At 39.4% G+C, this 24,486-nt stretch carries 15 protein-coding genes; 6 read left to right on the top strand and 9 right to left on the bottom strand.

From position 1 onward, the window contains the following. A partial coding sequence (locus ABFC98_07945) for a hypothetical protein (protein ID MEN6445959.1) occupies positions 1–428 on the bottom strand: 428 nt, incomplete at its 3' end. Positions 429–852: 424 nt separating this feature from the next. Between ABFC98_07945 and ABFC98_07940 the strand changes: the two genes are divergently transcribed. Beyond that, complete coding sequence (locus ABFC98_07940) at positions 853–1,140, top strand: HU family DNA-binding protein (GenBank protein MEN6445958.1); 288 nt, start codon at positions 853–855, stop codon at positions 1,138–1,140. 672 nt (positions 1,141–1,812) lie between these two features. Here ABFC98_07940 and ABFC98_07935 read toward each other — a convergent pair. Beyond that, the gene (locus ABFC98_07935; protein MEN6445957.1) at positions 1,813–5,355 is read right to left on the bottom strand and encodes a lectin-like protein; all 3,543 of its coding nucleotides are present in this window, start codon (positions 5,353–5,355) and stop codon (positions 1,813–1,815) included. Positions 5,356–5,955: 600 nt separating this feature from the next. On the opposite strand from ABFC98_07935, the gene tyrS reads away from it, so the two are divergent. The 5 genes from tyrS to priA all read left to right on the top strand — a co-directional run bounded on the left by tyrS (position 5,956) and on the right by priA (position 17,471). Further along, a complete protein-coding gene (tyrS, locus tag ABFC98_07930; GenBank protein ID MEN6445956.1) occupies positions 5,956–7,158 on the top strand; it encodes a tyrosine--tRNA ligase in 1,203 nt (400 codons plus the stop codon). After that, a complete protein-coding gene (locus tag ABFC98_07925; protein ID MEN6445955.1) occupies positions 7,158–7,799 on the top strand; it encodes a site-2 protease family protein in 642 nt (213 codons plus the stop codon). The genes tyrS and ABFC98_07925 overlap by 1 nt, the downstream gene beginning before the upstream one ends. Positions 7,800–7,924: 125 nt before the next feature. Further along, complete coding sequence (gene glnA, locus ABFC98_07920) at positions 7,925–9,346, top strand: type I glutamate--ammonia ligase (protein ID MEN6445954.1); 1,422 nt, start codon at positions 7,925–7,927, stop codon at positions 9,344–9,346. Positions 9,347–9,410: 64 nt separating this feature from the next. Then, a complete protein-coding gene (locus ABFC98_07915) occupies positions 9,411–14,864 on the top strand; it encodes a C25 family cysteine peptidase (protein ID MEN6445953.1) in 5,454 nt (1,817 codons plus the stop codon). 237 nt (positions 14,865–15,101) lie between these two features. Then, entirely contained in the window at positions 15,102–17,471 is a 2,370-nt protein-coding gene (gene priA / locus ABFC98_07910; protein MEN6445952.1) for a primosomal protein N', read from the top strand. A 304-nt stretch (positions 17,472–17,775) separates the two neighbouring features. Here the strand turns inward: priA and ABFC98_07905 are convergent, their stop codons facing one another. The 7 genes from ABFC98_07905 to ABFC98_07875 all read right to left on the bottom strand — a co-directional run. Further along, on the bottom strand, positions 17,776–18,561 hold the full coding sequence (locus ABFC98_07905) for an MBL fold metallo-hydrolase (protein MEN6445951.1): 786 nt from the start codon (positions 18,559–18,561) through the stop codon (positions 17,776–17,778). 5 nt (positions 18,562–18,566) lie between these two features. Then, entirely contained in the window at positions 18,567–19,520 is a 954-nt protein-coding gene (locus ABFC98_07900) for an HD domain-containing protein (GenBank protein ID MEN6445950.1), read from the bottom strand. A gap of 9 nt (positions 19,521–19,529) precedes the next feature. Beyond that, positions 19,530–21,458 carry a T9SS type A sorting domain-containing protein gene (locus tag ABFC98_07895; GenBank protein ID MEN6445949.1) on the bottom strand — a complete coding sequence of 643 codons (1,929 nt, stop codon included), beginning with the start codon at positions 21,456–21,458 and terminating at the stop codon, positions 19,530–19,532. Next, positions 21,455–22,360, bottom strand: coding sequence for a bifunctional riboflavin kinase/FAD synthetase (locus ABFC98_07890; GenBank protein ID MEN6445948.1), 906 nt, complete (start codon positions 22,358–22,360; stop codon positions 21,455–21,457). The genes ABFC98_07895 and ABFC98_07890 overlap by 4 nt, the downstream gene beginning before the upstream one ends. Then, positions 22,357–23,229 (bottom strand): tRNA pseudouridine(55) synthase TruB, encoded by an 873-nt coding sequence (gene truB / locus ABFC98_07885; protein ID MEN6445947.1) that lies wholly within the window; start codon positions 23,227–23,229, stop codon positions 22,357–22,359. The genes ABFC98_07890 and truB overlap by 4 nt, the downstream gene beginning before the upstream one ends. Further along, the gene (locus ABFC98_07880; GenBank protein MEN6445946.1) at positions 23,213–24,208 is read right to left on the bottom strand and encodes a bifunctional oligoribonuclease/PAP phosphatase NrnA; all 996 of its coding nucleotides are present in this window, start codon (positions 24,206–24,208) and stop codon (positions 23,213–23,215) included. The genes truB and ABFC98_07880 overlap by 17 nt, the downstream gene beginning before the upstream one ends. A 93-nt stretch (positions 24,209–24,301) precedes the next feature. Beyond that, positions 24,302–24,486, bottom strand: a 185-nt coding sequence (locus ABFC98_07875) for a hypothetical protein (protein MEN6445945.1), incomplete at its 5' end; no start/stop codon positions are given.

The raw sequence follows: 24,486 nt of genomic DNA, 5'->3' as shown, positions 1-24,486 counted from the left end.
ACTTCTTCCAGATATGCGCAAAGTTGTTCGTATTTTTCTCTCACTGCATCGGCACGAGCGTAATCACAATTTTCTTCCAATTCGGCAAGTTCATCTATCACTTTCAGTAATTCCGCTTTTACCTCGTCAATCGTTTGCAAATCCGCCATCGGAAGAGAGGGAAAGTTTTTTTGGATTTGTAATTGTTGATTATCATATTTTAGGGAGGCAGCGAGCTGACTATAAGCATTTTGAGGAGGATTTTGATAGGACTCCAGTTCCTCACAAGCAATATTTTGGTTTGGATGTCTTAGCAGAATTAAAAGATACCTGATACCTTTGCTGAGGTATAAAGTATGCTCTTTCCCTTGATAATAAAGGATAACTTTCTTGTTTGCATCTTGAAAGGAGAAGCCATCGGTAACTGTAATTGGAGCGGCTGATTTCATATTTCACCTTCTTTAGCTTTATTGTGCCAATGTTCATAGAATATTTCTAATTTCTGGTGGCATAATATTAGCATTGCTAAATCTGTCAATAAAAATAAGCAATGCTTATTAAATGTTAGTGTGGCACAATATAAATAGAGGCAAAATCCTCTTTTCTCAAAATGGCTACCTTTTAAATCATTTTCCCGATAGGAGGCAAGCTATTTATAGGTAATAGTGTTTTATTTTAGCTGCTCTTTTTTGAGGGGCGGAAAATTGGACAGCAAAATTGTTTTTGCCTTATTGCCAAAAGATTTGTGGCAGATAAACCCATAAATCTTGATTTTTCCCTTGACATAAATCCTAAGGGTTTATTTATGAATACCTTATTGCTAAACAACAGCAAAGAAGTCCTAAATAAATACTTTTTTAAGGAGAAGGAAAAATGACAAAAGCCGATTTAGTCAAAATTATTTCGGAAAATACCGGAATTATCCGTAAAGATGTTGCTGTCGTAGTTGATGCCTTTTTGTTAGCCATAAAAGATAGTTTGGTAAAAGGTAATCATATCGAAATTAGAGGTTTTGGAACTTTTAAAGTAAAAACCCGTAAACCTCGCGTTGGCCGTAACCCCAAAACAGACCAAAAAGTTCCAGTTCCTGCCAGAACCGTTCCTACCTTCAAATTTTCCCACGATTTCAAAAATTCCGTGGGTGATGTAAAAGTAAAGTAGAAGAGAATCTACTATGCCTTGCGGAAAAAAGAGAAAACGCCATAAAATCGCCACGCATAAAAGGAAGAAACGTCTTCGTAAAGACCGTCATAAACATAAATAGGTAAGCAGGAAACATACTGTTTGATAAATTAACGCCGTTTCTTTTTGGGGAGAAACGGCTTTTTTTATGTCTCAAATCTGCACTATTGGGTGGTATTAGCTATTTGCTTGTTACACAGAGGATTCTCTTACAATCCAGTAACGCTGCCGTAACACTGCTGTTGTTTCGTTACGGAAATGTAACTGATATGTTACTGAGGTGTAAATCCAGCAAGCGAGTAGGAAGCATAAAAGTTTGGAGATTAGCGTTACGGAGCTTGTTTGAGCTGTGAAGAGGGAGAGTATGAACCATATTATCGTATATAATGGGGCAAAAAAAACTTGGCCCCTAAATTGCTTGGCAGAGCAAAGAAGATGGTAGGTAAAAAGTGCTGGCAGACAAGGTAATGGAGCTAAAATTAGGGCATTTTGGTTTGCGGAAAAGAGGGCTATAATTCGCTAATAGATAATTGTCCTTAGCAAAATATAGCCCTCCCCATTTTAAAATCCTACATTCCTTGTTTCCACAAATCCAGCCCGAACGACCCTACAAACATTGTTGCTAAAATAAAATTGCCTGACTCCTCATCCTCATTTCAAGAGGGTAATTTTTTTGATATAGCTTGCGTTGCTGGTTTGCATTCTAAGGTAATAAACACCGGTTGCACAGGCGGAACCATTATTATCTTCTCCCTGCCATAAAAGTTTATAGCGTCCTTTATCTTTTGTGGCATTTACAAGGGAGCGCACCAGTTGTCCTTTGAAATTGTAAATATCCATTGTAACCAAAGAAGGTTCTTTTAGTTCATACATAATGGTAGCCGTGGGATTGAAGGGATTGGGATAGATGGAACGAATGCCTGTAACCAATGGAATTTCCGGGGTGGCGTTATGAGAGCCGGAAAAATAAACGCTGCGAGCGCCGTAATAATTAATATAACCATCATAATCCACCGCTTCCAGCCAATAATAATATGTCCCTGGCTCATAAATTTCCTTATCGGCAAAGAGATAGACCTGCTGGTCGGAAGTATTGGTGGCAGGAATTAAAGGGCTAATCACGGTTGCCAGAGCTAAATCATCAACAATGCCTCTCTGCACATAATAGCCATTAACCCCGGTTTCGGATTCTGTTACCCACATCACATTAATTCCGTTTTGCGCATTAACATTTGCCGTAAAAGCCGATAACTCCACTGGCAGGGTATTGTCCTGTCCACTGAGAACAACCGGCACATTACTTTTACTGCCAAAAGGAATATTAGTAAAGACAATGGAACCGGGTTCCGTGCAAGGATAGGGATTTCCCAGATTCCAAGTATTATTATAGTAAGAGACGGCATACCAAGTTCCGGAAGGGACTCTTACATTAAGATTGGATGCCTCATCACCACTGAACATCATTATATGTGGATTAGTTAAATTGGCTTGATTAGGAAGCGGAGGGAAATTACTCAAGCTGTCTATGGTGGCTAAAATGCCGGTTAGATTGGCTTCTGGGCTACCAGTAAATTCAAAACCATTAGTATTATCTATGTAATCATAGGTTCCGATAAATCTGATATTTTTATCTCCATTTAGGTCTATTATGTTCGCACTATCGTGATTGCTGTCCAAAACCCAATTGTAAAAAGGTTTAATAACGGAAAACTGGTGAGCGGACCCCCACGGGAAAGAAAAAGTATGGGGAGTAAATTCACCCGTATCAGTTCCATTATGGTAAATTGCCGCTCCGATTGGTTTGGAACGGACAACTACAATGTAATAGTTACCGGTAGTGAACAGCCAAGTATTGCCTGAAACGGTTTCCAAAGGAGTAATGGTATCCACTCTCCAATAATAGGAAGATGTTGCCGATAATGTTTCGGAAAATGAGAAATCACTCGTTGAACAGGAAGCGCCGTTAACAAGATTCCAATTGCCAATGCTGGTTCCTAAATAAAATTTATAACTTGAAGCGCCCGCCACATCATCCCAGTTAAAAGCATTGCTCTGAACATTGATGGCTAAATTTGCCGGAGAAGGGTTAACCGCTTTGCCGTCGGCAGTGGTGAAAGACCATCTTTGAGTGTCACTTGCCATACCATAATTATTGTTGCCAATGGCTGACCAGTAATAGGTGGTATTAAATTTTAATAAAGAGGGGGTATAGGAAGGGGAAGCAACTCTTACGCCGTCAGCGATGTTCGGAACTGTTTCCAGTAGGAAAGAACGGTTGTTTGCACTATATAAATCATCGTCCCATTTGCCACTTACGGAATAATTGAGAGTGGCATAATGCTGATTATTGGAATCATTGTTTGGCTCGCCTGTATTCCAGTTGGTATAAGACCAAGGGTCGTTATTGTCAAATCGCCAGCAATTTTCAGCCAAGCGATCGGTTCCTCCGAACCATTTGATGCTGTTGGCGGATTCAGCCAAAAAAGTATTTTCATTGGCACTGCCAATAGTGGCTAAATAACCACCTTCCGATTCAGCCATCGCTTGAGCCAGACACCAAGTTGTGGTGGAATTATAACTATAATAGCGGTGGCCATTCCAGACGCCTTTGTTGGTATAGCTTAAGGCAGAGCTGATGGTATTGTTGGTGCCCAAATAAAGGGAATAGGCATTCGGAGCGCCGCTGGGAGCAGTCCAAGTGAAAATGGCGTTGATGGGAATATTATTGGCATTATTAGCAGGGTAAATGGAGGAACTGGAAATGGGCAATGGCATTGTTCCCGTGCCACCTGTAGTAAAAGTCCATTCCGTAGAGCTTAAAGGTCTTCCAAATTGATCATAAGGAATGACAACCCAGCTATATTGTGTATTTGCGGCAAGATTTGTTTGTTGGAAAGCATAGGAAGTGCCATAAACGATTCTTCCTTCAATAACATCGGCAGGATATTCCAATAAAAAGCGGCAAGTTGCTGAACTGTTATTATCATTCCACTTTCCAGTGTATCCGGAAGACGCAGAATAGGTCTGAACATAATCCTCATCATTGCTATTGTTTGGTTCAGCTGCATTCCAGTTATAATAAGTTACGGGTTCACTGGTTACCCATTTCATTATGCCTTCCGTTTCCGCATCGGATAAACCAATCCAGTAATTGGCATCGGTAGGAACCAAATTTTGTTCCTGCGCGGAAGTGATAGTCATTAAATAAGCGCCTGCTTTTTCACAAGCAGTTTTGGCATTTGCCCAGGTAGCAGTGGTAGTGGTTTTATAATATTTATGCCCGTTCAGGGTTCCTATATAAGTAGTGGAATATCCTGTGGGAGGGGTTTTAGCGGTTTTATAAACATAAAGACGATAATATTCCGCTCCAGCAACGCTTGTCCAGGAAAGAACAGGATTTAAAGGAACTCCAGTGGTATTATTAGCAGGTGAATTTATATTGGGTAAAGAGGAAACAGTTCCGGAAGAATTAGTGGTAAAACTCCAGACAGGACTATTGGCATTATCACCATCGGCATTATAGGCAATTACTTTCCAATAATAGACAGTATTGGGTTTAAGAGTAATATCCAAATCCAGATGCGAAGAGCCAGTTAGGACATTATTCATAATATTGCCATCCAATTCCAGAAGATAATTTAGTGCCTCGTTTGTGTTTGAGCTGTCTTTCCATTTGCCATTGGATCTGATATAGGCGTAACCGGTACTGGGCACATTACCCGACCAATTTGTGTAACTATAGGGTTGCCCATCTTCCCAGACCCAGGAACTATTTCCGGTTTTGGAAAGCCCGAGCCAACAATTGGTAGAAATACTGTTTTGTATGAGGTCATTTATTTGCAGAGTATAAGCTGAAGCAAGAGTTCCACCTGCATTTTGGCAGGCAGATTTGGCATCTGCCCAGGTAGCTGTGCTATTGGAAAGATAATAGTCCTTGCCATACATAGAAAATTTGTAGGTGTAACCGGTGGGGTTTTGGGGCTTTTCCCAAAGAGATACTTTATATCCGTAAGGTTCTCCACCCGTGCCTTTACTGAATTGCCAATCCAGAGATGGCAGATTCACCGAAATATTGGTTGCTCCATTTGCTGGAAATGGAGAATTTGAGGAAAGGGGAACCACTGCCCATAATTGCATACCCACTAAAAGATAGGTTAGCAACATAATCAGCTTAGAAATGTCTTTTGTTTTCATAAACACCTGCTATTTTTTTTAAATCTCTATATATTAGGGGGTGACAAAATTGGCTTTGTCACCGTTGCTTTAAAACGAAGTCAGTATAAAATATGTTAACCTACTCATAAATATGGTAATTATTAATATTCTTATGTGTAGTTGATCCTTTGTCCCAAGGTAACTTATAAGGTCAATAGTTTTTAGGGTATATTATTGGCAAAGTGGCTAATTGTTGTTGATAAATATCAACAAGATACCTTATGCATTATCTGGAAGGAATAGGTAAATACCCAGTAATGAAGGAGTTCCACTAATCTGACTGTATTTAAAAAATAAATATTGAGGCGAGAAAATATTTTCTTATAGTCGATGCAGAAGTTCTAATTTCAGGCGGTAATATTTTTAGCTTTGATAAAAGAAAAATGAATTTACCAAGACCACACTAATCTAAAACGAACTTTTCCTATCTCACGATCTTACTTTTCACTTATCTCATTGGAAAACTAATGCTCGCTTTTAGCTCTTTCCATTTTTGCCAAAATCATTTACGGCTTGACAAATATCCTATCCAATTATGGTGTCGTTTGAATTGTAAAAATACTAAAAACAGGATAGATAATGGCGTTTGAACAAGAAATGAAATTAGTAGGCAGAGGGGTTGAAGAGATTATCTCTGCCGAGGAATTGAAAGCAAAATTTGCCAAGTCAGCAAAAACGGGAAAACCCCTCCGGATTAAATATGGAATTGATCCAACCGGTTCGGATGTGCATATAGGACATTTAGTCCCCATCCGTAAAATGCGTCAATTTCAGGATTTAGGACATATTGGAGTAATCATAATAGGTGATTTTACAGCTCAAATTGGAGATCCTACCGGTCGGGATGAAAGCCGTCCTCCTTTAACTGCCGAAGCAGTGAAAAAGAATAGCGAAAAATATATGGAACAATTATATACGGTGCTTATTCCTGAAAAAACGGAAGTTCGTTATCAAAGCGAATGGTTTAGTAAAATGGGAATGAGCGATGTAATTAAGTTAATGGGAAAATTCACTTTAGCTCAATTTATGGCACATGAGACCTTTCGTCTGCGTTATGAAAAAGGGCTTTCTTTAGGTATGCACGAAATACTCTATCCCGTTTTACAAGGTTATGATTCTGTAGCCGTGCAAAGCGATGTGGAATTGGGAGCTACGGAACAAAAATTCAATATTCTTTGCGGTAGGGATATGCAAAGACATTTTGGCATGGAACAACAGGTAACTATTCTATCTCCCATTTTAATTGGTACCGATGGAGTGCAGAAGATGGGAAAATCGCTTCATAACTACATAGCCATATATGATTCTCCCCAAGATAAATACGGAAAAGTTATGTCCATTCCTGATAGTTTGATTTTGCAATATTTCTATTATGCCACCAATCTGCCGGAAGAAGAAATAGAACAGATCAAAAAAGAACTGGAAACAGGCACGAATCCGATGCTGCTTAAAAAACGGCTTGCCCGCGCAATTGTGACTTTGTATCATAGTGCGGAAGAGGCAAAAGAAGCGGAAGCGGCTTTTGAAAAACAATTTTCTTGTCGCGAAACGCCGGAAAATATACCGGAATTTGCTCTTTCGGAAAGCGCATATAAGCTGGCTAAGCTATTGGTGGATAGTGGTATATGTTCTACTAACGGAGAAGCTAAACGCCTTATCCAAGGCGGTGCAGTAACCCTCAATGGAAATAAAATTACTGCTTTTGATGCTACGGTTACTCTGCAAGAGGGAGACATAATCAAGGCAGGAAAGCGTAATTACATAAAGATAAAAAAGATATGATGAGTTCAAAGTTTATTAAACTGCTCTTGGACGCGGCAATAATAGCTCTTGTTTTTTACAGCATTATTATCCATGAGTTCTGTCATTCTCTTGCTGCTTACTGGCTGGGTGATGATTCTGCTAAAAGAGCCGGACGCTTAACTCTGAATCCGTTAAAACACATTGACTGGTTTGGAACGGTTATTTTGCCACTGTTTTTGTATTTTACTTGCGGTTTTATATATGGATATGCTAAGCCGGTTCCTTTTAATCCCTATAATTTTAAGAATTTTAAAAGAGATTCTGGATTAACGGGTTTGGCAGGTCCGCTCTCCAATTTCTTAGTGGCGATTGTGTTTGCCTTGATTTTCCATTTGTTTGGTTTTTCAATGGTTATCCAATATATTTGTACTTATGTAATTTACTTAAATTTGGTGCTTGCTATTTTTAATTTGATTCCTATTCCCCCTTTGGATGGTTCCAAAGTGATTGGGATATTTTTAACTGATCAAGCATATTATAAATGGACAATGCAGGAACGGAAAGGGATGATTTATCTATTTGCGTTTATTATAATTACCAGCTTGCTGGGATGGAATATAATCGGCAAAATATTGCTTCCACCGGTGAATTTTTTGATGCAGGTTATGGGTGTGCAATAAATATACATTTCACAGATTACCTGTTAACACAGATTATATAGGTAAAAAGTGGACTGACTGAAAAGGGCTTTTTTAAGAAGATTTCGCTTCTGAGTAATAAAAAAATAATATAGAGGAGTTACACAATGGAACTGAAGGAATTACAACAAATAATTCAGGCAAATAAAGTAAAAGCCATAGACCTGAAATATTGCGGACTGGATGGAAAATGGTATCATATAACTTTTCCTGCACGCAGTATTGCTGAAGTTATGGAAATAGGCATACCTTTTGATGGTTCTTCCATAGCCGGTATGAGAAGTGTGGAAAGTGGAGATATGGTTTTAATGCCAGATATGAATACAGCGCAATTAGACCCTTTTTATGAGACACCCACTTTGAGAATGATTTGTTCTATCTGCGATGCGGATACCAGAATAGGAGTAAAAAAAGACCCGCGCAGCGTTGCTTTGAGAGCTAATGAATATTTACGCTCCACTGGTATTGCTGATAGTTCAGCTTGGATTCCGGAGCTGGAATTTCATTTGTTTGATTCGGTTCAGTATTACACCGATTCCTTTTCTGCCAGCTATAATATTACTTCCAGTGAATGTAAGGAAGCGCTTCCGGAAGATAATGAAGACAAGGAAGCACTTTCCAATCAGGATATCAAGGGCTATCATATAGATACTCCTTTCGATCAGTTCTATGAAATAAGGCAAAAAATAGTGGAACTGATTGAAGAGCAAGATATTAAAGTTCGTTATCATCACCATGAAGTTGGGCTATCCGCACAAGAAGAAATTGAAACCGAACTGCTCACTTTTCCTAAAATTTGTGATGATGTGCTGGTAATGAAGGATATCATTCGTAGAACCGCTTTACAATATGGATTAACGGCAACTTTTATGCCGAAACCGATTTATGGACACGCTGGAAACGGAATGCACTTTCATATCGTATTGCATAAAGATGGGAAAAACCTCTTTTATAAGAAAGGTGGTTATGCAGACCTTTCTGAAGAAGCAATTTGGTTTATAGGCGGTATCTTAATGCATGGTAGAGCTTTAGTTGCTTTCACCAATCCTTCTACCAATAGTTTTAAAAGGTTGCTTCCCGGTTTTGAAGCTCCCGTAAAACTTTTTTATGGTCTTGCCAATCGCAGTGCGGCAATTCGCATTCCCAAATATGCTAATACTCCTGAAACCAAACGCTTTGAATTTAGAACGGGAGATGGAACTTGCAATCCCTATCTGGCAATGAGTGCCATTTTAATGGCTGGACTGGATGGGATCAAAAAACAGATAGACCCGGGAAAATATAATCTCGGTCCTTATGATGATAATGTCTTTGCCTGGAGTGAAGAAGAAAAAGCAAAGTTGCTATCCATTCCTGCCAATCTCGCTGAAGCGATGGAAGCATTGAAAATGGATCATCAATTTTTGCTGGAAGGCGATGTTTTTAATGAAGAACTAATTGCAAGCCACATACAGCTGAAAATGAAAGATTATGATTTGGTAGCAGCTCATCCGCATCCCTACGAAATGCAGCTATATTACAATCTGTGAAATACTTGGAATAATTATTGCAAATAATATTAGCTATCCATTCTAATAAAATAAAGGAAGTCCGATGAAGAGAATTATTTCCTTGCTATTGATTTTATTAGCCACTGGTCTGGTGTTTGCCACAAGTGACTATTCCCTTCCCACCAATTTAAATTCAGCATTTACTTTAGGGGTGAGAAACAGTTCTTTTATGAATGTAAATTTTGTTCTGCCCGAGTTTACTTTGCAAGAGGAAACTAACGGAGAAACGGTTTACAACAAGATTGTGATTCCCAATACTCCCACTCTTATGGAATCAGGTATGCCAGAACTACCGATAGTAACTACTTCCATAGCCATTCCCAATACCGGGGGTGTGAATATTGAAGTGCTATCCACTCAGCAAACGGTTATACATAATTTTCTGCCGTATCCTGTTCAACAGGGCAATAATTTGGAAAGCCCCAAAGGGTTTGTAGTGAATAATAATTATTACAATAGCGGTGGAAATTATCCTGAAATGATGATACAATATGGTGAACCGGCCATTTTAAGAGATTTTCGCATCATCACTGTTCAGCTAAATCCTTTTTCCTATAATGCTCAAACCGGAGATCTAACGGTTAGCAATAATATAGAGTTTCGTTTGAATTTTACTCACGAAACGGGAATAAATGAACTACTGAATGAACCGGAAAGTATTTCTGCCAGCTTTGATAAAATATACGAGTCAATGATTTTGAATTATGCAGATTATCGAAATTATGTGGTAGCCAATACTCCTCCCCGTTATTTGATAATTTACGGAACCAATACCGATCCCAATTTTACCTCTGCTTTAAATAGTTTTGTTTTGTGGAAAAGACAAAAAGGGGCTGATGTTATGGTTGCCAGCACTGCCTCTAATGAAGCAGGTAGCTCTACTTCCACTATTACGGCTTATATTCAGAATAAATATAATAATATGGCAACTCGTCCTGATTTTGTTATTCTTTTGGGTGATACATCCGGAAGTTATACTATTCCTTATTTTACAACTTCCAGCGGAGCAACGGATTACAATTTTACTTTTGTGTCCGGCAGCGATCAACTGGGAGATTGTTTCATCGGACGCATTTCGGTGGAGAATTTATCACAGCTCTTAGTGGTTTTCAGCAAGATTTATCTTTATGAGCGTGATATAAACCTGAATACGGCAAGCTGGCTAAATCGGATGATGCTTTCGGGAGATAACTCTCCTTCCGGCATCTCCACAATGTATATTCAGAAATATATCAAAGAGCTTAGTTTGCTTACTAATCCGTATTATACTTTTACTGAGGATTATGGCCCATCTCCTAATTATACTGTTATTACCCAAGCCCTGAATATCGGAGTGGGTTTTTATAGTTTCAGGGGCTATATTGACTGGACCCCACCTGCCGAATCATCTCTTTTTAACGGTTATAAACTGTGTCATGCCATAAATATAACTTGTGGAACCAATAATTATGCAGGTGGAACCGGAGAAGTGGAATCTTTTGTCAGATACGGAACCACAGCTTCTCCCAAAGGGGCAGTCACTGGCATAGGGATGTGTACTTCCAGTACGCATACAGCATTTAACAATGCAGTTCATGGTGGAATTGCTGGTGGCATATTTGCTTATGGTATGCGGACAATGGGTGAAGCGTTATTAAATGGACGACTGTATATAAATCAAATTTTTGGTGTTTCATCTCCTTCCAATGCAGTTAATTTTGCTGCTTGGTGTAATTTAATGGGCGATCCCACGATGGAGGTCTTTACAGGTATTCCCAATCACTTTACGGTTACTGCCGAAAGCTCCATTCCTTTGGGATTGAGTTTATTTGATGTAACGGTGCGCGACAGTTTGGGTTTGCGTGTAGAAGGAGCAGCAGTTGTTTTAAATATGGGAGACACAATTTTAGCTCGCAGTTATACAGGAGCCGATGGTAAAGCAATCTTAGTTTTGCCTTCGGGGATGGTTGTAGGTAGTGCAACTTTAACTGTAAGCAAACATAATTTTAAACCTGCTCAATCAATCATTTCCGTGATCGATATTGCTACTTTAATTCCTGCCTCGGTAATTATAGATGATGATGATACAGCTCCTTCTGCCGGAAACGGAAATGGCTCTGCCGGTAGTGGAGAAACCATAGAACTTATTTTGGCTTTAACGAATACAGGTGTAGAAGCAATTGGTGGAATTAGCGGAACCATTAGTACCACCAGTCCTTATGTAACCATACTTGATTCTCTGATCAGCTATCCTAATATTCCAGGCGGAGAAACAGGAACAAATACCACCAGTATTGTTGTTCAGATTGCTCCAGATACGCCGCATCAAACAATGTTAAGATTCTATCTCAATTTAACTGATTCCAATTCGGCTACTTATCATATTTCAGAATTTATCCAAGTGGAAGCCCCAGCGGTGAAATATATCTCCTATCAGGTAATAGATACTAATAACCAACATCTTGATCCGGGAGAAGCAGCGGATTTCAGTATTACGGTTAAAAATGAAGGAACCGTTCCAGTAAATAATGTTATGGGCATTTTATACACCCAAAACGATTTAGTGGGCGTTACGGATAATAGTGCCGAGTTTGGAACTTTGAACATAGGAGAACAAGTAACTTGCGGAACCGATCGTTTTATTCTGACAGCCAGACCCGAAGTTTTGCCTGGAATGCTTATTCCTTTACGGCTAAAGTTATATAATGCGGATGGCTATCTGCAATTTATCGATTTCACTTTAACGGTGGGAGTTGTAACTCAACACGATCCTTTAGGACCCGATAATTATGGTTATTTAATTTATGATTGGACCGATACTGCCTATGCAGAAGCAGCAGTTTACGATTGGCATGGAATTTCACCCTCCGAAGGTGGAGTGGGAACTGCGGTATCTATTTCAGACGGTTACAGTGGTAGCGAAGAGGGTGACCAAGTTGGTTCCGATGCTTTGGAAATTGTTAGTTTGCCGTTTCCTTTCCAGTTTTATGGCCGTGTCTATAATCAAATAACTATTTGTTCCAATGGTTTTATTGCTATGGGAGCTACTGAGAATGCAGAATTTAGAAATTATCGGATTCCAGGTCCTATGGGTCCCAATCCAATGATTGCACCTTTCTGGGATGATTTGGCAACGGGAACTGGCAGTGGAATTTATACTTGGTTTGATCGGAGCAACCATTCCTTCGTAATTGAATGGCATAATATGAAAAATGGTAAGGATGGCTCTTCCGTAGAGGATTTCCAATGTATTCTTTATGATCAATCAGCTTATCCCAGCAGTTTGGGTGATGGTCCTATAAAATTCCAATATCATACATTTAATAATGTGGATTCTCAATCAGGAAACAGACACGGAAACTATTGCACTATCGGAATAGAAGATCACAGCGGGAATATGGGATTGGAATATACTTTTAATAATACTTACCCTACTGCGGCTGCCCAATTAAGCAGTGGCAAAGCTTTATATATCACTACCGTTCCTGTTTATCATGCTGCGGCTTATTTGCTTCTGGAAAATACTTATGTAAACGATTCCAATATGAATGGCATTTGTGAACCAGGCGAAGTAGTGGATTTGGGTGTTAAGATTCAAAATTCCGGCAACCTGACGGCAGAAAATTTAATCGGAGAGTTGCACACTGATAATGAATATGTTACCATCAATACTCCTACCGCTGCTTATTTTCCCATTGAACCAGGGATGGGAGGAGTTAACAGACAGCCCTATACTATTACAATAGCAGATGATTGTCCTAACGGAGAAGTATTGAATTTTAATCTGGTTTTAACTTCAGGTGATCTGGAATGGACGCGTTATTTCAGCTTGCAGGTTTCCGCTTCCAGTTTAAAGTATGATTCCCATTTTATTGATGATCATTTGGGAGATTTTGACGGCACCGTAGATACCGGTGAAACATTTAATCTAATCGTTAATCTGGAAAATGCCGCGGATGTTGACGCCAGAGGAATTCAAGCGACAATTAGCAGTCCATTGCCCCAATTGATTATCGAAAATCCGGTTGTAACCATTGATAAAATAGAGCCCAACGACATTTGTGAAATCAAGTTTACGCTAAATACCACTTCTTTGAATGCTTCCGTTACTCAAATACCGATTTTGTTCAGCGCTATCCCGATTAACGGAACTTCCACCAGCGCTTCTTTCAATGTGCAATATAATAATCCTGTTGCCTTTGAGGATTTTGAACTCAATAACGGATCTTTAACTTCCGAGACGGGTTGGACTTGGGGAACGCCAGCACAGGTTACTCCCTTCTCCGGAACTAAAGTTTGGGCTACCAATTTAAGCGGGAATTATCCCGATTTGGTAACCTACAATCTTTATACACCCAAGTATATTTTAGGTGCAAACAGCCAGTTGCAATTTGTCCATAACTATGTATGCGAATATAATTATGATGGAGCCAATGTTTCCATTTCTACCAGTAATGGAACTACCTGGACTTTATTAACTCCGCAATCTAATTATAACAGCAACGCTTTAAACGGTTTAAATGGAGAAGCGGGTTGGACAGGTAATTCCGGTGGCTGGCAATTGGCAACCTTTGATCTTACCCAATTTGCCGGTCAGACAGCAATGTTTCGTTTCCGTTTTGGCTCCGATGGACAAACAAATGGTCCGGGCTGGTTTATTGATGACCTGAAATTAAGTGGAATTTATCAAAAGACGGGGTATTTGAATGGTTTTGTATATCCTACTTCCGGTCTTGATCCTTCCACGGCAACTTTGCGTTCTAATCAGCGGTTAACCAGTCATCCCGCTTCCGATGGAAGTTTCCTGATATATTTACCCAACGGAATTCATACGGTTACTGCCAAAATGCCTTATCATCAGGCATCTACTTTAACTTCCATCATCATCAGTCCAGAGACCCCCACTCATTATACGGAATTTACTTTGATAGATTTACCGCAACCGCAAGGCATTAATCATACCGGAGATAACGAAACGGGAGATTTATATATTCATTGGCAATCACCCGAAGATACGGTATTGCCTGTGGTTGGTTTTAAGGTCTTCCGTAAGTTCAATACCGATCAATTTTATCTGGTTCAGGATTCAGAAGAGACAACATATCATGAAGTTTTAACCTTGGAAGGACAGTATAGATATTATATTGTCGTGAAATATTATAATGTGGATGGCACTCCCAGCCCGATACTAAATATTCCTTATCCTTTCGGTGAAATTGCAGGGAGTGATATTCCTGGTTTAGTTACGAAATTGAACCATAATTATCCTAATCCTTTTAATCCCTCTACTACCATTTCTTTCACTCTTGCCAAACCGGCGAAAACCGCTTTAACCATTTATAATCTAAAAGGGCAGATAGTTAAGCACCTTATAAACGGAGAGTTAAATTGTGGTAATTACAATATCGTTTGGGACGGTAAAGATGAAAAAGACCGCAGTGTATCCACGGGTGTATATTTTTACCGGTTAGTAAGCGGCAATTATCAATGCACGCAAAAAATGCTGCTGATGAAATGATTTGGAAAGTGGATTAGAAATGTAATTATATTTGTGTAGCTGGAGGACGCTGTTTTTCCGTAAGAAAAAAATGCGGAGTTTCAGCGACTTCCGGCTATGCTTTTATCCTATTTATCCACCACCCACTATTTTTTTGATGTTCAAAGCAATTTTCCGCTTCGCCTTTATCTTCTTTCTGCTTGCATTATCCCTCCAAAATAAGATTGACAGATGGCAGAAGCGTAAAAGGGTTGTTTTATGTATTATTATGTAATTCATCTGCCGTTGGAAATTCCCAAAGAACTGGTTTATTGTTCTCCCGTTGCAATAAGGGAAGGATCAAGAGTATTAGTAAATCTTGCAGGTCGTTTATGGACAGGCATTTGTGGAGCGCAAACCAAGCCAGAGGAAGATAAAGATATCAGATACAAGGCAGTTATGGAGGTCTTGGACAATACTCCCGTTTTTACAACAGAAATGTTAAAATTGGGTTATTGGCTGGCTGATTATTATCATTGTTCGGTTGGCAAAGCTCTTTTTGCTATGTTACCTTCCTATTTATTGCCGGAAACGGAAGCAACTATTACTTGGTTGGCAGAGGATGTTCCAGAAGAATTTGTCCCCTTAAAAAATGCCATAGATAAATGTGAAGTAGCCAATTTCAAGAATCTGCGCAAATTACTGCCTTCCTATCCGCTTTATAAAAGAATGGAAGAAGGGGAAGAAAAAGGTCTGCTGAAAATTGAACGCAAGCTAAATCACAAAGACAAACCCCGCACGGTAAATTTCATCATTCGTTTGGAAACGCCTATGGATGAAGATACTTTACCGTTAAAACAGCGGGAGGCATACGAAAAAATAAAGCAAGAAGAAATGGTATTTCCAATGGCAAACATCAGTTCCACCATTTCTTACAGTGCCGTTAAGGCATTAGTAAAGAAGGGTTTCATCAAAATTGAACCGCAGAGAATTGATCCGGAATCCATCTCTTTTGAGAACTCTTCTTCGCCCAAACAAATAGAGCTAAATTATGCCCAGGTTGAGGCAGTTAAAGATATTTTACAGCACTTTGGAACTTTCAATGTGAATTTGTTGTATGGCATCACCGGAAGTGGCAAAACCGAGGTCTATATTGAACTTATCAGATACTATTTAGCCAGGGATAAGACCGTTATTTTTCTAATTCCGGAAATTGCTTTGACGCCTCAGATGGTGGATCGTTTTCAAAGTAGTTTTGGGCAAATCTTAGCCATCCAGCACAGTCAATTAACCGAAAAGGATCGTTTAATTCAGTGGCAGAATATAAAAAGCGGTGCCAAAAGAATTGTAATTGGAGCGCGTAGCGCCGTTTTTGCACCTTTGCCAAATTTGGGCTTAATTATTGTAGATGAAGAACATGAGGGCACTTACAAACAGGATAGCGCACCTCGTTATCAGGGCAGGGATTTAGCCATCGTGAGAGCTCAAATTCAACAAGCGCAAGTAGTTTTGGGCAGTGCCACGCCAGCTTTGGAATCTTGGCATAACGCTTTAACCGGAAAATATAGAATTCAGAAACTGGAAAGCCGACCTATGGACTATTCTTTGCCAGAAGTTCAGGTAGTGGATTTAAGAGATGAATATGATCAGAACTTAATCTCGCCGGTTCTTTTGGAGGCAATAGACAAGCGTTTGCAAAGAAAAGAGCAGGTTATTTTGTTTCAAAATCGCCGCGGCTATTCTTCCTTTATGCAATGTTTAAAATGCGGAAAACTAATTACTTGCGATAATTGTGAAATCAGTATGAGCTATCATCGCGACAGGGAAGAAATGCAATGTCACTATTGCGGAAACACTATTCCCAGTCCCCGAAAATGTCCTTCTTGTGGATCTTATTCTTTTGCCTACGGAGCCCCAGGAACTCAAAAAATTGAGCAGAACCTCAAAATTCTGTTTCCGGAAGCCAAAATATTAAGAATGGATTCGGATTCGGCGCGGAAAAAAGATACCTATAAGTCAATGTATAATCGCATGAAAAATCGAGAGATAGATATCCTTTTGGGGACGCAGATGATTTCCAAGGGACTGGATTTTCCCTTCGTAACTTTGGCAGGCATCATTATGGCGGATATTTCGTTGAATTTGCCCGATTTTAGAGCCGCAGAAAGAACTTTTCAATTATTAACTCAAGTGGCAGGTAGGTCTGGACGCAGCGACAGAATCGGTGAAGTTATCATACAGACATACAATCCTTTACATTATGCTATTGTCTCTGCCAGCCAACAAAATTATATGCGTTTTGCCACCGAAGAACTTGGTTATCGTAAAAAACTATACTATCCGCCTTATTATCGCTTGGCAAGGATTTTATTTCAAAGCCCCGATTTGGAATTATTGAAAAAAGAAACGGTCAATATGCAGAAAACACTTTCTTTGCTTCATAAACAATATCCTGTGCCACAATTACTTATCTTGGGTCCCTCGCTTGCGCCTTTCAGCAAAATCAGTTCCAATTATCGCTATCATATTATTTTTAAAGGCATTAATGTGAAAGTTATGCAGGCGGCAATCAAAACATTTGATGCCCTCTATAATTGCCCCTCTTCCCTAAAAAAACAAATTGATATAGACCCCAATACTTTAATGTAACACTATCAAGCACTTAGCCATTATGGATAAGCGCTATTTCTTAGCTAAACAATTGCTTCGCTATTAGTGTCTCCTCCTCCTCTCCTCATCAACCCGTCCTCCTCTCCTCGTTTAGGATAAGAGAAGGGGGAGTGGAAGTCGGGGGGTTTATAGGTGAATTGGAAGGATAAAATAGGTGCGCTATATGCAAAATACTTGTTATTTTACTCTGCCGATTTGCCTTAGTGAAATTCAAGCACCCGATAGTGACAAAATTCATCTAACAGGAAGCAACGCAGCATTTTAGGCATAAAAATGCCGCTTACTATATTTCAATTATGGGAGTAGGTCTATTTTGTTCCGCCACAAAAAGTTTGATATCGCTTCTGATGCTTTCCAAATAGTCCCGCATTGTCTTTTCTGCCAAAGAAGGGAGGTTATTGATTTCGCTTAAATGTGCCAAAATAAGGTTTTTTAAGCCGGGATGCACTAAGGCAGAAATCAATCCAACTGCTTGGACATTGGAAAGATGACCCTGGGAACCACGAATGCGTTGTTTAAGTTTCCACTGGTAGGGACCTTCCATAAGCATCCGTTCATCGTGATTACTTTCCAAAATGAGAGTGCTTACATTACTCAATTTCAGAATGCTTAATTGGGTGGGATAGCCCAAATCTGTTGCCACGCCCAATTTTCTTTTGGGTTCGGAAAGAGGAGAAAATACGAAATTACAACACTCGGCAGCATCATGAGAAGAACTGAATGCCTCCACATAAATGTCACCAATCTCAAAACTTGTTCCGGTATTGAACAGAACTATCCTATCTTGGATATTGCCCAAACGCTCTGAACAAGAAGAAAGAGTAGGTCTGTTGATATAAATTGGGATTTTTAGTTTGCGGGAAACGGAACCTACGCTTTTGATATGATCCGAATGTTCATGGCTTACTAATATGCCGCTAATTTTGGATTTATCAATACCATAGCTATCCAAACAGTCCAAAATTCTCTGTAAACTGATGCCTGCATCCAAAAGCAAAGCCGTTCTTTCCGTTTGCATGAAAACGCAATTTCCCCTGCTGCCGCTGGCAATGATAAGGGTTTGAAACATAATTCTCAAACCGGCTTGAAAATTCTGTAATAGCGGTTATTCAATTTGTCATATTCTGTCCAAATCGCATTGGGTGGGGCTGCATCGATTATTTGTGTTACGCCGACTGCCTGAGCATCCAAATTATCACAATGATGTAAAACTATGGCTTCCAAGGTTTGAGGCAAACGCACGGATGCTTTTTCGTATTCTCCATGATGAGAAAGAATTAAATGGCGCAAATTGAGTAAAAGGTCTTCCGGAAAACCGGGAATTTTAGTAGCCGTTTCATAAGCCAATTGATCGGAAAGAGCCAGGTGACCAATAAGGCGTCCCTCTTCCGTAAAATCAATATTGCTTTTACTGTCGTATTCTTTAATTTTGGCTACATCGTGTAATAACGCTCCGGTGATTAATAAATCATAATTTACGGGATAGAGGGTGGTGGCAAATTCACACAAAGCAGCTACGGAAACGGTATGTTCTATCAAGCCGTTAAGATAATTATGATGCCAATTCTTGGCTGCGGGAGAATTTAAAAACTTGGTGAAAAAATCCTTATCATCAAAGATCAGATGCAGCAATCTATTCAAATGGGGCTGTTTCACTTTATCCACAAATTCGAAAAAGCGAGCGCTGAGAACCTCCGGAGCAATTTTACTGCGCATTAAATAATCCTCAATATCATATTCGGATTTATCGGCAAAACGCAGTTTGGTTATGGAAAGTTGAACCTGACCTTTGTAACTTACAACGGTGCCTTGAATGCTAATTATATCTCCGGCGTCAAATTCATCTGAATGTTTAAGTGCATCTTTCCACACATTGGCAGAGATGGTTCCGCTTCTATCTTGAAGTTTTAGACGCAGATACAGGTCATTTTTGCCCTCGCGGAGCTCTTTTTCCGCAACCAGATATAAACCGGAAATTTCTTGATTTACTTTCTGGTGCAATTCGGATATAAAAAGATGATTTGCCATAATATCACATCACTTTATTACGCTTATTTTTTTTGATTCGGTTATTATTTTGTCCTTAACTTGGGTTTCACAACGCAAGAAATATATTCCTGAAGCAGGAAAAACGGCAAAAGGAACACTTGTTTCCTTGGTCACAAGCTGCGTTGCGAACACTTTTTGACCCTTAAGGTTATAAATGGTATAAATAGTGGGATAATTGGGAGCGGAAATTTTTAAAGCATTGCCCTTAGTAAGTGGGTTGGGATGAACAGTTAAATGCAGATGAGGTAAATTTTCGTCGTCTATGCCAACTGTCCATCCATAAGGGAAAACAAGGCATTTAGCATAAAAAATCTCGCCGCCGTTGTTGAAACTGTTTTGAATCCAGTAATATACTCGGTAATTTTTAAGTGAATCAAGCTCGGTTGTATTTACTAATAAATCTATGCTGGCGCTGGTGCCAAGATCGAGTGTTGACGAAAAAGGTTGATTGAAGGCAAGCCATTTTTTCAGGTAAAAAAGCCCCCCTGCCTCAAAACGATTTGCTTCAAAAATTCCGGCAAAAAATCCAGGATTGATGGCTGAGCTGGAAGTCCATTCAAATAAAGAAGTTCTATCATTATTCAGAGTGACGGACAAACGCAGGTTTTCAGGATTATCAGGATCCAAAATGCTGATTCTACAATTGCTGCGAGTAATAAAACTTCTTTTTTCTTGCGCTGCGGCAATGGCATCTAAAACCGGTTCAGAATTTGCCTCTACTGGTAGATAAAACCTTTTGTATCCGTCTATGGCTGTTTGAGGCAAAGAATTGAACTGGTAGAAATTGAATCTTTGCATCGCTCCAGGACAAGAATAATCATCCACTTGATTGGGAAAATAAAGTAAATGATGCAGTCCATCGGTATCTTGAGGAATATCATCTATATCATAAGTATATCGTCTAAAATATTCTATCAAGTGACAACTGCTCGTTTCCGAAAATATATTGTAATAGCGCGCTGCCAAAATTACGGCAGGATGATGCTTGAGAGAAAGCGTAATTTTTATCTGACAGGGATCGCGACCGAAATTTACGCTTTCCGAACTGATTACCCAAAGTGAATCCCCGGCAGGAATGTTGATTAACGGAATTTGCAGGTCTTGATTGAATTCCTGGGTGGGATTGGTGATATTAACTTGAAGCGTGTCGGTAATAGGATAATTACTATGATTATATACAGTTACGGATGGATAAACGGTATCGTAGGGCAAAATGTTTTCAGGTAAAGAAAAACTCAATAATTCTAATTCGGTGTTGAGCAAATTAAAATTGCCAATGGCGCTAACTCTCAGTTCGCAATTGTAACCTGCCGTAAATAAACTTTGCCAAAATTCGCTGCCCGTGACGGTGGTATTATAGTAAAAACTGTTTTTTCCACTTCCTACCGAAGCGGACATATATTTTCCTTCTGTCGGAGTGGTAAATTCCATCACCAGCCACACAATTTGCAAAGGATTTTGCACATCCGGAAAAACAATATTGGTAGGATTGCTGTAAAGAGTGACTGTTTGCCAGTTGCCACCTTCAATAATGGAACCAGGGAAATAATTTAATTCGTTTGTTCCTCCATATTGTTCATTCCAAAGCGAGATGCGCATTTCCAAATTGGGATAGGGATTGTAGATTTTAAAATAGTTCAAAGCAAAGGAAGCAGAATCAGCCACTGAATATGCTCCTTTGAAATTAAAACGCACTGCCCAAATGGAAGGTCCCGTAAGATGATAGTCATCAGCTAAATTGTGATAGCGAAAATGATAAATCTTGCTATCTTCTTCAGCGACAATGCCACTACCGGAAACTACTTGCAGAGGTGATACAGCGTAAAAAAAGAGCGGAAAAAACAAGGAAAAAAGCAAAACGGCACAATGGGGGTGCAATTTACGCTTAGACAGAGGGCGGGGAGTATAATCTTTCATTTACTATCTTCACTTAGCAGAGTTCTTGCCAAATTTATGTCGTTTTGGATAGCTTTTTTAAGGTCATCAATACTCTTAAACATCTTTTCCTCTCTTATATAACGGAGTAAATCCAGTTCTAAGGTCTCTCCATATAAGTCACCGTTGAAATCCAGAAGATGGGTCTCAATTTCTATCTTGCCGGTATTTTTCAAAGTTGGGCTAATGCCGATATTTGTCAACCCGAAAAAAACTTTTTCTTGATAAAATGCTTTAGAAAGGTAAATGCCATTGTGAGGAATAAGCTGATGAGGATAGAGCAAATTTAAATTGGCAGTGGGAAAACCAATTTTTCTACCTTTGGCATAACTGTGTTCCACTTTGCCAATTAAACGATAGGGTCTGCCCAGTAATTTGTTGGCTGTTTCTATTTTTCCTGCGCTCAGCAAATTCCGGATTAAACTGCTGCTAACTGGTTGGCCTTCATACAGATATGGCTCTACATAAGCTACTTTGTAACCAAGTTCGGCTGAATGTTTGCATAAAAACTCATAATTTCCCTGGCGTAAATGTCCGAAATGCGAATCGTAACCCATAACTATTATTTGGGGATGGAACTGAGGGATAATATAGTCCTTCAAAAATTTAAGCGGGGGTGTTTTTGCCAAATCCGGCGTGAATTCCAGCAGTTCAATTTTATCTATGCCCAGTTTTAACAATTCTTGTTGTTTGATAATTACCGGACAAAGCATTTTGGGTAAAGGATGAGCTCTTAACACAAAAGCGGGGTGGTCTTTATATGTAATGACCACACTTTGTAGGCATTTTGCTTGGGCGAGGTCAACTACTTTTTGCAGTAATTGCTGATGCCCCAAATGCAAGCCATCAAAATTTCCTATGGTTAACACTGAAGGTAAATTCATTTCAGCACGATAAAAGGATGAATGAGATCATTGATTCTTTTTCCTACGGCACAGATATTATCTTCGTAAAGCAATAGAACATTTTCGTTGCTTTCGCTATCCGCAGCTATATCTATGCCATTCATAACTTTATCAAAATCTGTAACCTCAAGATTTTGATAAGCCCATTGAGGGAAGACCTGTTTGTAATCTAACCGATAAGTGAACCAATTCTCACTGGTTAAATTATCCAATTTTACCGCATCTTGCAAAGTTATTTTGCCAACCCTTTCTCTTCTGAGTGTTTTAGTGTAGGCAAGAGTATTTAATTGTTCTGCCAACCACTCACTTAGAGCCCTGATATAAGTTCCTTTGCTAACTTGGCAACGATAGCATAATTCGTCCGCTGGGTTTTGTTCAGAGCATAAAAAGCTAAAGTCAATAATCTTTATTTGCTTGCGGGGAAGTTCTACGGAAATGCCTTTGCGGGCTAAAGCATAAGCTCTGATGCCATTAATTTTTACGGCTGAATAGGCAGGGACGGAAAGTTCCGTTAATAGCAATGCCTGTTTTTCCAAGTTCGCCAGTTTATTTTCCCAATCAGGAATAGGTGCGGTTTGAATAATTTCTCCTTCTGGGTCGCCGGTGGTGGTTTTTGTCCCCAATTTCATTACAGCCAGATAGGTCTTGTCTGCTTTTTCCGGATAAGCAGCCAAACGCGTATATTGCCCTAAACAGCAAATTACCAAGCCAGAAGCAAAAGGATCTAAAGTGCCGCTATGTCCTATTTTTTTTAAGCCGGTTATTTTGCGTAAATGTTTGATTACTGCAAACGACGAAATGCCTTCCGGTTTATCTATAGCAATAAAGCCATTATTTGCCAAAGGCATTGATAACATCCTTCAACAGGTTGTTTTTCACTTCTTCCAAGGTTCCAAGTATAGAACAACCGGATGCTTGTTTGTGACCTCCTCCTCCGTAACGAGCAGCAATTTTATTCACATCTACCGTTTCGGAGCGCAAACTGATTTTAAATACACCTTCCTTATCTTCTCGTAAGTAAATAATTACCTCCACTCCCTTGATGCCCTGAACCCAATAAGCAAGGTTCATTATGCTATCTGGGTCTATTTCATTTTTCTGGCTCATTGCCAAAGTGGAATACATTACCAAGATTTTACGGTTCAAATGCAATTCGAGGGTGGATAATGTCTCTCCCACATAACGCATTTCTTCGGCAGAATGATTTAAAAAGTAGTTACGATATAGTTCATTGGGCTTTATTCCCAGTTCAATCAATTTGGAGGCAAATATCAAGACCTCCGCATCCGTGTTGGCGTTAACAAAATTATTAGTATCATTCAAAATAGTGGTATAGAGGCAATTACAAACAAATATGCGGTCGGGCAGAGATAGTTTGCTTATTTCATCTTCCAGTAAGGCAAAAAGCATTTCTCCCACACAGGCGAAATTGGGATCGATATAACTAAGATCGGCTTTTATAAGTCCATTTTCTTGCTGATGATGGTCTAAGACGATAACTTTTTTTGCCTTATCTATCAGGATTTTTCTGGCTCCCAGGCGATCGTAAGAATTACAATCCAAAACAATGGCCAAAGCAAAATATTGTTCCTCTGCCTTTAATGACTGGAAACGCTTTTCTACGGATTTTCCATCTTTCAGAAACTGATAGCGGTTTAAATCGTCATCATCTGTTACCAGCAATGTATTTTTTCCTTGCCGGGATAGTATTCTCTGTAAAGCAAGAGCTGCACAATAACCATCCCCATCGAGATTGATGTGAGTTGTAATGACAATGCTTTCCGCTTTAGCTATTTCCGCAAGTAATTGGTTTCTAATATGTTCCATACTAATCCTTAAGAAAAAATCGCCTTTGGAGGCGATTTTTCCCCTTTGCTTTAAAAATAATTGATGTATGATTTCTAAATAGACGAGAGCTGATTATTCTTCGTCGTCATCCTCATCATCGTCTTCAAAATCATCAAAATCGTCTTCTTCATCTTCGTCCTCATCGAAACCAAAGAAGTCGTCATCATCATCCAAATAGTCGTCCAGATCGATATCCTGGTCTTCATCATCGTCATCGTCAAAATCATCTTTAAGCGAGGCAAGAAGGGAATCCACTT

The organism is Candidatus Cloacimonas sp., assembly GCA_039680785.1.
Taxonomy (GTDB): domain Bacteria; phylum Cloacimonadota; class Cloacimonadia; order Cloacimonadales; family Cloacimonadaceae; genus Cloacimonas.
This window is presented reverse-complemented; position numbering and strand designations above follow the sequence as displayed.